General features: G+C 70.6%; 8 protein-coding genes. 2 read left to right on the forward strand and 6 right to left on the reverse strand.

Annotated elements, in window-relative coordinates; genetic code table 11:
- Positions 1-59 precede the first annotated feature (59 nt).
- From EZ242_RS14720 to EZ242_RS14745, 6 genes are all read right to left on the reverse strand, one after another.
- Positions 60-1079, reverse strand: coding sequence for an SDR family oxidoreductase (locus EZ242_RS14720; RefSeq protein WP_135285917.1), 1020 nt, complete (start codon positions 1077-1079; stop codon positions 60-62).
- Positions 1080-1211: 132 nt separating this feature from the next.
- Positions 1212-1676 carry a tellurite resistance TerB family protein gene (locus EZ242_RS14725; protein ID WP_135285918.1) on the reverse strand — a complete coding sequence of 155 codons (465 nt, stop codon included), beginning with the start codon at positions 1674-1676 and terminating at the stop codon, positions 1212-1214.
- Positions 1677-1685: 9 nt separating this feature from the next.
- Entirely contained in the window at positions 1686-3746 is a 2061-nt protein-coding gene (locus EZ242_RS14730) for a hybrid sensor histidine kinase/response regulator (protein ID WP_135285919.1), read from the reverse strand.
- Between the two features lie 139 nt (positions 3747-3885).
- Positions 3886-4845: an alpha-E domain-containing protein gene (locus EZ242_RS14735; RefSeq protein WP_135285920.1), complete on the reverse strand. Its 960-nt coding sequence runs from the start codon at positions 4843-4845 to the stop codon at positions 3886-3888.
- Positions 4846-4861: 16 nt separating this feature from the next.
- On the reverse strand, positions 4862-6328 hold the full coding sequence (locus EZ242_RS14740; protein WP_135285921.1) for a circularly permuted type 2 ATP-grasp protein: 1467 nt from the start codon (positions 6326-6328) through the stop codon (positions 4862-4864).
- Positions 6329-6400: 72 nt separating this feature from the next.
- Entirely contained in the window at positions 6401-8788 is a 2388-nt protein-coding gene (locus EZ242_RS14745) for a DNA internalization-related competence protein ComEC/Rec2 (protein ID WP_135285922.1), read from the reverse strand.
- Between the two features lie 127 nt (positions 8789-8915).
- Between EZ242_RS14745 and EZ242_RS14750 the strand changes: the two genes are divergently transcribed.
- Both EZ242_RS14750 and EZ242_RS14755 read left to right on the forward strand, forming a co-directional pair.
- Positions 8916-11696 (forward strand): PAS domain-containing protein, encoded by a 2781-nt coding sequence (locus EZ242_RS14750; protein WP_135285923.1) that lies wholly within the window; start codon positions 8916-8918, stop codon positions 11694-11696.
- Between the two features lie 42 nt (positions 11697-11738).
- On the forward strand, positions 11739-13010 hold the full coding sequence (locus tag EZ242_RS14755) for a phospholipase D-like domain-containing protein (RefSeq protein WP_135285924.1): 1272 nt from the start codon (positions 11739-11741) through the stop codon (positions 13008-13010).
- Positions 13011-13017: the final 7 nt, after the last annotated feature.

Below are 13017 nucleotides of genomic sequence, written 5' to 3' on the forward strand. Positions count from 1 at the left end.
GAGGGGGTGGCGGGAGCCTGCCCGGGCATCTCAGGTCATTGAAATCACAAAGTCCTGTTTCAGCTCGCACCCACCGAGCCCGTGACCGGCAGCACGATGCCCGTGATGTAGCTGGCGCAGACCGGCGAGGCGAGGAAGACATAGGCGGGCGACAGTTCCTCCGGCTGCGCGGGCCGCTTCATGTCGCTGCCCTTACCGAACTCCGCGACCTTCTCGGCGGGCCGGTCCGCCACGTTCAGCGGCGTCCAGACCGGGCCCGGGGCGACGCAGTTCACGCGGATGCCCTTGTCCAGCAGGTTGCTCGCCAGGGACATGGTGAAGGCGTGGATGGCGCCCTTGGTGGCCGAGTAGTCCAAAAGCTGTCCGCTGCCGCGCAGCCCCACCACCGAGCCGGTGTTGATGATGGACGCGCCGGCCTTCAGGTGCGGCACGGCGGCGCGGGCCATGTGGAAGTAGCCGAAGATGTTGGTCTTCATGGTCTCTTCCAGCCGTTCGTCGGTGATGTCCTCCAAGCTGTCCGCGTGCTCCTGGAAGGCCGCGTTGTTCACCAGGATGTCGAGCTTGCCGAACGCCTTGAGGGTTTGCTCGACCGATTTCTTGCAGAAGACCGAGTCCTTCACGTCCCCTGCGATCAGCAGGCATCGCCGGCCTTCCTTTTCCACGCAGCGGCGCGTTTCCTCGGCGTCCTCGTGCGAGCTGAGGTAGACGATGGCAACGTCGGCGCCCTCGCGCGCATAGAGCACCGCCACGGCGCGGCCGATGCCGGAATCGCCCCCCGTGATGAGCGCCGCCATGCCTTCGAGCTTGCCGCTGCCGCGGTAATCCGGCGCGTCAAAGCGCGGCTTGAGCTCCATGTCGGCTTCAAGGCCCGGCTTGGGCTGGTGCTGGGCCGGCAGGTCCTCGGGCTGGCGCCGCGCGCCCGCCTGCACGGCCTTCTGGCCGGAGGCGCCCTGCCCTTCGGACGTCTTTCTCTCCTTGTCCTTGCGGTCCTGCTCGCGTTGCAGCTCGCGCTGGTGCTCGGCCGCCTGCGAGGGATCGGCCTGTCGCGTCGCGTCGCGCGCGCCGGGTTTGTCCTTCATGTGCTCACTCCTTGGGAGGCGGCGCAGCCGCAGGGCCGCCCCCGCCTGGCACTGCGCCGCCGATGGAGCACTATGGCCATGCGGCGGCACGCGCCGTGTAGAGCGCACCTGCGCGCCGCTGTGGGAACGGGACTACAGGGGCGACAGGGGTTCGCCCTTGGCCTTCATCTTGGCCGCGATGTACTCGCCGTGCGTGACGTGCAGCAGGCTGGCAATGCGCGCCATGATGTGGTTCTCGTGCGCGCCGAGGTGGCCGTCCGCATAGGCCACCCGCCACATGTACTCGACGATGCGGATCTTCTCCTCGGTCTCCAGGCGTTCGTTGAGGACCGAGGTGAACTGGTGGAAGTCCGAGGAGGAGCGCGCATGCTCGTGCGCGAGCTCGACCAGGCGCTCGCCTTCATCCTCGGCCAGCGGGAAGGTCTGGCGCAGTGCGTGCAGCACGGCCTCTCGCTCGCTCTCGCCGAAGCCCTCGTCGGCGCGCATGACCTCCACCAGCAGCACCGCCGTGGCCAGTTGCAGGGAGTGCTCGCGGTCGCCGGGGTCCTTCTGCGGCGCGGCGATCGAATCGAAGAGGTCCTTCAGGGTTCGCAGCATGCGGCCATGCTAGCGCGATGCGAGCGCCAGCAGGTGCGCCGGGTCCACCGGCTTGGTCCAGTGCTGGTCGAAGCCGGCCTCGGCGGCGTCTTCCTTGTCCTGCTGCTGCCCCCAGCCGGTCAGGGCGATGAGCAGGGGCTGGCGCACCCCCTCGAGCTTGCGAATGCGCCGCGCGGCCTCGTAGCCGCTGAAGTCGGGCAGGCCGATGTCCAGCAGCACGACGTCGGGTCGGAAGCTCTCCGTGCGCTCGACCGCGCCCTGCCCGTCGTGCGCGACCTGCACCTCGTTGCCGGCCAGCACCAGCAGGTCCGCCAGCGAACTGGCCGCGTCGAGGTTGTCGTCCACCACCAGGATGCGCCGCGCGGTGGCCACGGCGGGCGGCCTGGCCTCGGTCTCCTCCACCGTGTCCGGCACGTCGCCGGGCTTCAGGCGCGGCAGGCAGACGGAGAACTCGCTGCCCTGGTCCAGCCCGGCGCTGCGGGCCTCCACGCGGCCGCCATGCAGGCGCACCAGGCCCTGCACCAGCGACAGGCCGATCCCGAGGCCGCCCTGGCGCCGGTCCTCCGACTGCTCCACCTGCGTGAAGAGGCCGAAGACGCGGCCCAGCATGTCCGGGGCGATGCCGATGCCCGTGTCCCGCACGCGCACCACGACCTCGTCGTCCTGCACGTCCACCAGCAGCTCGATGTGGCCGCCGCGCCGGGTGTACTTGGCGGCATTGATCAGCAGGTTGGAAAAAATCTGCGAGAGCCGGCCCGGGTCGCCCAGGATCTCGGCCGGCTCGTCCGGGAACACGAGGCTGAGCTTGTGGTGCAGCGCTTCGATGTGCGGCCGCGCGATCTCCACCGCTGCATTGATCACCCGCACCAGGCTGGTGCGCTCACGCCGCAGCTCCAGCTTGTTGGCGGCGATGCGCGAAACGTCGAGCAGGTCGTCCACCAGGCGCGAAAGCTGCGCGACCTGCCGCTCGATCATTCCGCTGACCTGCTCGACACGCGAGCGGTCGCCAGAGACGCGCTTGATGATCGACAAACCGTTCCAGATCGGCGCCAGCGGATTGCGCAGCTCGTGGGCCAGCGTGGCCATGAACACGTCCTTGGCCCGGTCCGCGTCGCGCAGGGCCCGCAGCAGTCGGGCGTTCTCGATCGCGACCGCGGCGCGACGCGCCAGGTCCACGGCCAGCGCCAGGTCGTCCTGGTTGTAGCGCCGGCCCGATTCGGCCGTGGCGAAGCTCAGGATGCCGAAGGGCTGCCCGTGCGCGACCAGCGGCGCCATGATGTAGGAATGGAACCCGAGCTCGCGCACGGCCGCCTGCCGCCCGGGGTCGGGAACGAAGCGCTGCAGGGTGTCCTGCGTGAGCTCCTCCACCAGCCGGGCGCGACCGCTTCGCAGCACGTCCCACACGCCGCCGGTGGTGCGGGGATCGGGGGGGTACTGCGCCTGCAGCTCCTGGGCCCGCGCGAGGCGCTCGCGGTCCTGGTGGGCCATGGCCACGCGGCGCAGCGCATTGCCCTCCTCGAGCAGGTCCACGGTGCACCAGTCGGCAAAGCCCGGCACCGCGAGGTGGGCGATCTTGTCCAGCGTGGCCTGCAGGTCGTCCAGGTCGGCCAGCTCGTCGCTGGCCCGCGCCAGGAACTCCATGTCGGCCGCCATCTGGCGCCGCGCCATGTCCTCGCGCCGCTGGTGCGTGCGGTCGCGCACGACCTTCACATAACCCGGGGCGAGCCCCGGCGCGGCGGCCAGGCACATCAGCTCACCCGACGCCCAGAACCGGTCCCCACTCTTGCGCACGTGCCAGCGCTCGTCGTTCGCGCGGCCGTGGACGCGGGCGGCTTCGCACTCCTGCTCGAAGATTCGCGCCGCCACGTCTTCGGCCGTGAACAGGCGCTGCATCGGCTGCCCGAGCATCTCGGCCTCGGTCCAGCCGAAGAGGCGCCGCGCGCCTTCGCTCCAGGTGAGGATGGTCCCCGCGTCGTCACAGCTGACGATGGCGTAGTCGAACGCGCTGTCGACCATCCGCCGGTAGGCATCGGCGGCCTGCACCGTGGGCGTGGGAGAGGACGCGGACATGACTCCTCGAGGTGGAACGACCCGCAGGCCGAAGCCAGAGCGTAACGACAAACGCCCGGCTTCGTGTGGACTTGATCGCGGTACCCGGGTTTCGCCCGATGCGCGTCTTCGCTCCAGATTGCAGAGCGTTAACTGCTCTTCAGTTTCCAGCCGGCACGAGGAAGTCGCGGCTGATCCGTCCGCCCAGCTCGTTGACGCGGTCCAGGAACTGCGTGAGGAAAGCGTGCAGGCCGGTGGCCAGGATCTCGTCGATGGCGCCGTACTGCAGCTCGGCGCGCAGGCGCCCGGCGCGGCGCTGGGTTTCCGCCGACTGGTCATTGGCCACCACGGCCAGGTTGGCCACCACTTCGTTGAGGCTGGCGTGCAGGGACCGGGGCATGTCGGCGCGCAGGATGAGGAACTCGGCCACGCGCTCGGGCTTGATCACGTCACGGTACACCTTGCGGTAGATCTCGAAGCCGGAGACGCTGCGCAGGATGGCGCTCCAGTGGTAGAAGTCGTACTCCTGGTCCTGCTGGGTGGCCGTGCCGAAGAAGTCGCTGTGCACGGCGTGGAACTTCACGTCCAGCAGGCGGGCGGTGTTGTCGGCCCGCTCCAGGAAGGTACCCAGGCGCATGAAGTGCAGGGACTCGTCCATCAGCATGGTGCCCACGGTGACGCCGCGCGACAGGTGCGAGCGGAACTTGACCCACTCGAAGAACTGGCCGGGGTCGCGCTCGAACTCGCCGACGGCGAGCATGCGATTGACCTCCAGCCAGGTCTGGTTCTGGGTCTCCCAGGTCTCGGTGGTGAGCGTGCCGCGCACGGCCCGCGCGTTCTCGCGCGCGGCGCGCAGGCACGAGACGATGGACGAGGGGTTGTCCGGGTCCTTGACCATGAACTCCATGACGGCCTGCGGCGTGATCTCGCCATGGCGCATGGTGTAGGCCGGCAGCAGCTCGCTGATGGACAGCAGCCCCTGCCACCCCAGCTGTGCCACCGCGGCCGACTGCGGCAGCAACGAGGTCTGGTAGCTCACGTCGAGCATGCGGGCGGTGTTCTCGGCCCGCTCGGTGTAGCGGGACATCCAGAACAGGTGGTCGGCGGTGCGTGAAAGCATGGTGTCGTCCTTGTCGTCACGCCTCGAGGATCCAGGTGTCCTTGGTGCCCCCGCCCTGCGAGGAGTTGACCACCAGCGAACCCTCCTTGAGCGCCACGCGCGTGAGCCCGCCGGGCACCATCTGCACCTGGCTGCCGGTCAGCACGAAGGGGCGCAGGTCGATGTGGCGCGGCGCGATGCCGGCGTCCACGTACGTGGGACAGGTGGACAGGCTGAGGGTGGGCTGCGCGATGTAGCCGGCCGGGTGCGCCTGGACCGCGCGTCGGAAGTCCTCGATTTCCTCCCGGCTCGACGCCGGGCCCACCAGCATGCCGTAGCCGCCGGCGCCATGAACCTGCTTGACCACCAGCTCGGACAGGTGGGAGAGGATGTAGTCCAGCTGGTCGGGCTCGCGGCCCACGTACGTGGGCACGTTCTTGAGGATCGGCTTTTCACCCAGGTAGAACTCGATCATGCGCGGCACATAGGGGTAGATGGACTTGTCGTCCGCCACGCCCGCGCCCACGGCATTGGAGATGGTCACGTTGCCGGCCGCGAAGGCGTCCAGCAGGCCCGGGCAGCCGAGGGTGGAGTCGGGCCTGAACACCGCCGGGTCGAGGAAGTCGTCGTCCACGCGGCGGTAGATCACGTCGACCCGGCGCGGACCGCGCGTGGTGCGCATGTAGACGAAGCGGTCCTTGACGAAGAGGTCCTGCCCCTCCACCAGTTCCACGCCCATCTGCTGGGCGAGGAAGGCATGCTCGAAGTAGGCGCTGTTGTACATGCCGGGCGTGAGCACCACCACCGTGGGATCGGCCGCGCCGGGCTGGGCCGAGGCGCGCAGGGTCTCCAGCAGCAGGTCCGGGTAGTGCATGACCGGCGCGATGCGGTACTGGCTGAACAGGTCCGGGAAGAGGCGCATCATCATGCGCCGGTCCTCCAGCATGTAGCTCACGCCGCTGGGCACGCGCAGGTTGTCCTCCAGCACGTAGTACTCGCCCTCCCCCTGCTCGTTCGGCGCGCGCACGATGTCGATGCCGGCGATGTGCGAGTACACGCGGTGGGGCGTGTAGATGCCCATCATTTCCTTGCGGAACTGCGCATTGCCCAGGACCTGCTCGGCGGGGATGACCCCGGCCTTGAGGATTTCCTGCTCGTGATAGACGTCGTGCAGGAAGCGGTTGAGTGCCGTGACGCGCTGCACCAGGCCCTGCTCCAGGGTGCGCCACTCGTGCGCCGGGATGATGCGCGGGATGAGGTCGAAGGGGATGAGCCGCTCGGTGCCGGCGCCGTCCTCGTCCTTGGCGCCGTAGACCGCGAAGGTGATGCCCACCCGGCGGAAGATCAGCTCGGCTTCCACGCGGCGGGCCCGCATGGCCTCTTCGCTCTGGCGGGCCAGCCAGCGGGCATAGCTTCCGTAGTGCGGCCGCACGGCGGCCGGATCACACTGCAGCGGTCCCGTGCCCTCGGGCGGGCGGGCCAGCATCTCGTCGAAGGTTCTCATTCGCAGCTCCTCGGGGCAGCATAGCAATATCCGGGCCGCCCGAGCCCTGCGGACTTCCCGAAAACGCGCTGCTCATCCGGGCGATTCAGCGGGAACGTGATGCCAGTAGCGTCGGCGGCGCTCGCGCTCGCAGTCGATGCGGTCGGGCGCAGCGGAGGACCAGGTCGCGCCGCCGCACTCGACCGTGGAGCGCAGCTCGACGCCGGCCTCGCGCAAGCGTTGCAGCACGCCCGGCGCCGGATGGCCGAAGCGGTTGCGCCAGCCCGCCTGCACCAGTGCGAGTCGCGGCCGCACCGCCTCGATGAAGACCGCGCTCGACGAGGTCTGGCTGCCGTGGTGAGGGACCAGCAGGAAGTCCGCCTGCAAGGGCGCCGGCTTGTCGGGCGAGCGCGACTGCGCGGCGCGGGCCAGCAACTGGCGCTCCTGCGCCAGTTCGATGTCCCCGGTCAGCAGGGCCGAGCGCCCGCCCGCGGTGACGATCAGCACGCAGCTGAGGGCATTCGGCCGTTGGCGGCCGGCCTCGTAGTCGGCGGCCGCGGGGTGGAGGAACTCGAACTCCACCCCATCCCACTGCCAGCGCTGTCCGGCTTCGCAGCGCGTCGGTCGGCGCAGCGCCGCCACCGGATGGTCCGCTTCGATGGACGACCACAGCCGAGCCCCGGGCTGCGCCGCGAGCACCGCCGGTGCGCCGCCGATGTGGTCCACGTCGCGGTGGCTCACCACGACGATGTCCAGCCGCTCGCCCAGCGCCTGCAACAGCGGCACCAGCACGCGCGAGCCCGCCTCGCTCTCCGGACCCCAGCGCGGCCCGGTGTCGTAGAGCAGCGCATGGCGGGCCGTTCGCACCAGCACCGCGCTGCCCTGGCCCACGTCGGCGGCCAGCAGCTCGAAGGTGCCCGGCGGCGGTCGCGGGGACTGCCACAGCAGCACGGGCAGCAGCAGCGGCAGGCCCAGCACGCGCAGCGCGGGCGGCAGCGGCAGGACCAGCAGCAAGGCCCCGCCAGCGGCGAAGGCCGCCAGCAACAGCGGCGGCGTGGCGGCCTGCCACACCGCGCCGGGCACCTCGGCCAGCGCGCGCAGCACCCAGCCCAGGCCCTCGACCGCAACGGCGGCCAAGTCCCACAGCGGCGGCACGAGCACACCCGCCAGGCCGAGCGGCGTCACCACCAGGGTCACCCAAGGCACCGCCAGCAGGTTGGCCGGCAGGCCGATGAGCGAGACCTGCCCGAAGAGCAGCAGCGTCAGGGGTGCCAGAGCCACCGTCACGACCGCCTGCTCGCGCAGCAGCCCGAGCAGGCGCCCGCCCGGCTCCGCACCACGGGCGAACAGCACGCCGACGGCGGCGAAGCTGAGCCAGAAGCCGGGCTGCACCAGTGCCCAGGGGTCCACCAGCACGACCGCGGCCATGGCCAGCAGCCACACCAGCGGCCAGGGCCACTGCCGCCCGGACAGCCGCAGCAGGCTCACGGCCAGCAGCATCCAGACCGTGCGCTGCGCCGGCACGCCCCAGCCGCTGAAAACCGCATAGGCCGCCGCCAGCAGCACCCCGCCCAGCAGCCCGGCGTGCTGCGCCGGCACGGCCAGGCACAGCCGGGAGCTGCAGCGCCACAGCCGTCCGAGGGCGGCCGTGGCCAGCCAGGCGAAGAGGGTGATGTGCAGGCCTGAGATGCTCACCAGGTGCGACACGCCCGTGGCGCGGAAGACGTCCCAGTCGGCCCGCAGGATGGCGCGCTGGTCCCCCACCACGAGCGCGGCCACGATCCCGGCCGACGCGGGGTCGGCGATACGGGCAAGGATCGCGTCGCGCACCGACTGCCGCGCGCGCTCGATCCCCGGACCGCCCGCATCGAGCCGCTCTCCGGTGCCCACGACATAGCCGGTCGCACGCACGCCCTGCTCCCACAAGGACAGCTCGTGGTCGAAGCCGTGCGGATTGAGTTGTCCATGCGGCGCACGCAGCCGCACCGACAGGCGCCAGCGCTCGCCGGCGCGCAGGACGGGCAAGGGGGCCGCTGCCCCGCGGTCCGGCCACGCGTACCAGCCCAGCAGGAATGGCCCCTGCAGTTCCACCGCCCGGCCCGCACGCGCGGACGCATCGGGCTCGAAGAGGAAGCGCAACCCGCCCTCGACGCGCTGCGGCATCGCGGCGACGCGGCCCTGCACGAGCACCGTGCGGCCCTCCAGGCCAGCCGGCAACGCGCCGCGGGCGTAGTGCGTGGCTCGCAGTCCCGTCAGCGTGAAGCTGGCCGACGCGACTACGAGCAGCAGCGCGGCACGCCCCGCCCAGGTGGCGCGCGGACGCCGCGACGATGCCATCAGGATGGCCACCACGGCCGACGCTGCAAGCGCGGCCCACCACGCCCATGCAGGCGCGAGCTGCGCCTGCTGCAACTGGCAGGCCGCCCCGATCGGAACGCCCGCCAGCATCCAGGCCAGCCCGCGGCCCCTGCCTGTGCCCATGTGAGATCTCCCCGTGGTGAGTCGCCCGCCCGCGCATTCCGTGCGAATCGCACGCAAAAGGAGCGGCAAGCGGCCTTCAAGAGTTTTTATACTTTTTAACTCAGTCAAGTCTAAAGAACTCTTTCCCATGTCCGCTTTCCCAGGAACGTTCACGAGCCCGGCCCGGCCCGCCACCAGGCGCCCGCCGGCGCGCCTGCAGGTCATCGCCGCGGGCAGTCGCCACGACGATCGCGAGTGGCTGTGCGAGCTGCTGGAGATCGGCATGACGGGCGACTTCGCAGTCCAGCCGGTCGTCTCCGGGGAAATGGCGCTGGCCGCGGTGCGGGCGCTGGCCGGCCGGCCCGGCGTGCTCCTGGCCGCGAGCGTGGACGACATGGCGGCCCAGGCGCTGCTCGCGCGCCTGGGCGCAGGGGCCGGCCTGCCGCCCTGTCCGGTGGTGGTGGTCACCGAAGGCACCGGGCGCCAGCAGGGATCGGCACTGCTGCGTGCCGGCGCGCAGGACTACATCGGCCAGGCCTGGCTGAGCCCGCATGGACTGGCGCGGGCGATCGACAACGCGCAGGTACGCTGGTCCCACGAGCGGCAGTTGCGCGAGCACGAGGCGCACCTGCAGCGCAGCGAGGCTTTCCTGCGCGGCATCCTGGATTCACTGCCGCAGCAGGTCCTGGTACTGGACGACCAGGGCCGCATCGAGGCCGTCAACGATTCGTTCCTGCGTTGCGCCGGCACGCACCCTGCGGGCCTGGCCACCGCCCGGCCGGGCGCCGACTACCTCGCGCTGTGCCGGCAGGCCGCCGAGGCGGGTGACGATCCGGGCGCTGTGGCCGTGCTGGAGGGCCTGGAGAAGCTGCTCGATCGCCAGCTGCCCGAATGCCTGCTGGAGTACCGCTGGCAGGGCCATGGGCCGCAGCCATGGCTGATGATGCACGCGCGGCGGCCCTACCACGGGCGCGGCCTGATCGTGAGCTGGGTCGACATCAGCGCCCGCAAGCAGGCCGAAGAGCAGCTGCGGCAGGCCCAGCGCCTGATGCAGACCATCATCGACGGGGCCGGCGCACTGGTCTTCGCCAAGGACCTGGAGGGCCGTTACCTGATGACCAACCAGGCGTGGCAGGCGCACTTCGGGATCGACGAGGACCGTGCGCGCGGCATCACCGACGACGCCGTGTTCGACCCGGAGATGGCGCGGGCGGTGCGGGCCAGCGATCGGCAGGTGCTGGCCCATGGTCGCCGAATCGTGGTGGAGGAATGCGGGGGGCCGCGGGACGCCCCCACGCGCTGGTTGTCCAGCAAGTTCCCGCTGGTGGATGGCTCGGGCCACACCTATGCGGTCTGCGGCGTCTCGATCGAGATCACGCCCCTGCGCCAGGCCCAGGCCGCCCTGCAGGCGCGCGAGCGCGAGCTGCAGGCCGTGGCCGACAACACGCCGGACGTGCTGCTGCGCTTCGACCGGCAGATGCGGCATCGCTTCGCGAACACGGCCATCGAGCGCCTCACCGGCCACGCTCCCGCGCAGTTCCTCGGCCGCACGGCCCGCGAGATCGGCCTGCCGACCGGCGTGTGCCGGCGCTGGGAGGTCGCTGTCGAGGAGGCGTTCCGCGGCGGGCTGGTCCAGCGCGTGAACTTCGATGTGGATGCGCCCACCGGGCGCCGTCACCTGCAGGGCCGCTTCGTGCCCGAGTTCGACGCGGCCGGCCAGGTGGCGCAGGTGCTGGCCGTCCTGCACGACGAAACCGAGCGGCGGCGCGCCGAGCGCAGCCTGCGCCGCCGCACGCGCCTTCTGGTGCGATTGGCCGAAGCCTCGCGCCTGGTCCATCGCAGCCTCTCGGCGGAGGACATCGCCCGGGTGCTCACGGAACAGGCCCGGCGGATCATCGGCGCGGGCCGTGCAGAAACCTGGCTGGCTGGCGACTTCCTCCAGGGCCAGTCCCTGCACGTGGTCTCGACGGCCCAGGCAGCCGTCCGCCAGGGCGCCACGCCGACGCAGGCGCACCCGCACGCCCACCGCACCCTGGCCGTGAAGCACACCGGCCATGCGGGCCAGCTGCTCGGACGGATGCAGCTGTCCGATCCGCGGGACGGCGCCTTCGCCCGCGAGGACAAGGCCGTGCTGGTGCAGTTGGCCGCAATCGCATCCTCGGGCTTCGAGAACGCCAGCCTCTACGCGTCGCTGCGCGAGGCTGACCGGCGCAAGGACCACTTCATCGCCACCCTGGCCCACGAACTGCGCAACCCGCTCGCCCCCATCCGCAACGGCCTGGAAATCCTGCGTCGCACCGGCAAGCTGGTCGGATCGCCGGCCCGCACGCGCGACATGATGGAGCGCCAGCTCTCGCACCTCATCCGGCTTGTGGACGACCTGCTGGACGTCTCGCGCATCAGCCGCGGCAAGATCGAGCTGCGGCGCGAGACGCTGGTGCTGCAGCAAGTGATCGACAGCGCCCTGGAGGCCTGCCGCCCGGCCCTCGATCGAAGCGGCCACGTCCTGGTCCTGCGGCTGCCGAACGAGCCGATCCGCGTCAACGGTGACTTCACCCGGCTGGCGCAGGTGGCCATCAACCTGCTGAACAACGCGGGCAAGCACACGCCCGAGGGCGGCCGCATCCTGCTGGAAGCGGGACAGGATGCGCAGGGCGCCTGGATGCGGATCTCCGACAACGGCTGCGGCATCCCCGCGGACATGCTGCCGCGCGTGTTCGACCTCTTCATCCAGGCCGACGACGCGCTGGCACGGGCGCAGGGTGGACTGGGCATCGGCCTGTCGCTGGTGCGCCAGCTCGTGGAGTTGCACGGCGGCCGCGTGAGCGCAGAGAGCGACGGCCCCGGCCTGGGTAGCCGCTTCACCGTCCACCTGCCGCGCGTCGAGCCGGGCGCGCCGGGCCGCAATCCGGGGTTCGCCAGCGGGTGAGCCTTGGCAGCCGTCCTACGCTGAGCCATCGCGCGGGCTGCGATGCTCGGGGTCGTGCTGGTTGCGCTTTCCATCCTCGTCACCATCCTGATCGCGCTCGTCGTGGTCAACCTGAGCGTGGGCGAGCGCCGCGTGGAGCAGGAGGTCGAGCACCTCTACAGCCTGGACGATCCGCAGTTCTTCCGCTCCATGGGGCTGCTGCTCGGTCCGGAGATCACGCACGGCAACCGCATCAAGGAGCTGGTCAACGGCGACCAGATCTTCCCCGAAATGCTCGAAGCCATTCGCGGCGCGCAGCGGACGGTGCTCTTCGAGACCTTCATCTACTGGTCGGGCGACATCGGCACGCAGCTCGCGCAGGCCATGGCCGAGCGGGCGCGCGCCGGCGTGAAGGTGCATGTGCTGCTCGACTGGTTGGGCAGCCTCCGGGTCGATCCCGAGGTGCCCAAGCTTCTGAGCGAAGCAGGCGTCGAAGTGCGCCTGTTCCATCCACTGCACTGGTACCACCTCGGACGCATGAACAACCGCACCCACCGCAAGCTGCTGATCGTGGACGGCCGCATCGGCTTCACGGGCGGCGTCGGCATCGCGCCGCAGTGGACCGGCAACGCCCAGGACCCGGAGCACTGGCGCGACTCGCATTTCCGGGTCGAGGGACCGGTCGTCGCGCAGATGCAAAGCGTGATGTTGTCCAACTGGAGCAAGACCACCGGCTGCATCCTGCACGGCGAGGACTACTTCCCCGCGCTCGAGCCCGTGGGGGACCAGCCCGCGCAGATGTTCGCCAGCTCCCCCAGCGGCGGCAGCGAGAGCATGACGCTGATGGTTCACCTGGCCATCACGGCCGCGGTGCGCACGATCGACATCGGCAGCGCCTACTTCGTCCCCGATGCCATCAGCTGCAAGGCCATCTGCGCCGCCCTCAAGCGCGGCGTGCGCGTGCGCGTGATCACGCCCGGCAAGCACACGGACGAGGCCACGGTACGGCGCGCCTCGCGCGGCCTGTGGGGTGACCTGCTCGAACACGGCCTGGAGATGTACGAGTACCAGCCCACCATGTTCCATGTGAAGGTGATGATCGTGGACGGCATCCTCACCTCGGTCGGCTCGACCAACTTCGACCCGCGCTCCCTGCACCTGAACGACGAGGCCAACCTGAACGTGTACGACCGCGAGTTCGCCGCGCGCATGACCGCCCTTTTCGAGGCCGACCTGCGGCTGTGCCACCGCATCACGCTGGCCGAGTGGCAGCACCGCCCGGTGCGCGAGAAGGTCCACGAACGTCTGGCGACGCTGCTCGCGCCGGTGCTGTAAGGGGCGC

Source organism: Ramlibacter rhizophilus, assembly GCF_004681965.1.
GTDB lineage: Bacteria > Pseudomonadota > Gammaproteobacteria > Burkholderiales > Burkholderiaceae_C > Ramlibacter > Ramlibacter rhizophilus.

What these genes read in the sequence shown, in the direction of transcription:
- EZ242_RS14725 (WP_135285918.1), bottom strand. Translation starts at nt 1,676, where the DNA reads ATGCTGCGAACCCTGAAGGACCTCTTCGATTCGATCGCCGCGCCGCAG.
- EZ242_RS14730 (WP_135285919.1), bottom strand. Translation starts at nt 3,746, where the DNA reads ATGTCCGCGTCCTCTCCCACGCCCACGGTGCAGGCCGCCGATGCCTAC.
- EZ242_RS14745 (WP_135285922.1), bottom strand. Translation starts at nt 8,788, where the DNA reads ATGGGCACAGGCAGGGGCCGCGGGCTGGCCTGGATGCTGGCGGGCGTT.
- EZ242_RS14720 (WP_135285917.1), bottom strand. Translation starts at nt 1,079, where the DNA reads ATGAAGGACAAACCCGGCGCGCGCGACGCGACGCGACAGGCCGATCCC.
- EZ242_RS14735 (WP_135285920.1), bottom strand. Translation starts at nt 4,845, where the DNA reads ATGCTTTCACGCACCGCCGACCACCTGTTCTGGATGTCCCGCTACACC.
- EZ242_RS14740 (WP_135285921.1), bottom strand. Translation starts at nt 6,328, where the DNA reads ATGAGAACCTTCGACGAGATGCTGGCCCGCCCGCCCGAGGGCACGGGA.
- EZ242_RS14755 (WP_135285924.1), top strand. Translation starts at nt 11,739, where the DNA reads ATGCTCGGGGTCGTGCTGGTTGCGCTTTCCATCCTCGTCACCATCCTG.
- EZ242_RS14750 (WP_135285923.1), top strand. Translation starts at nt 8,916, where the DNA reads ATGTCCGCTTTCCCAGGAACGTTCACGAGCCCGGCCCGGCCCGCCACC.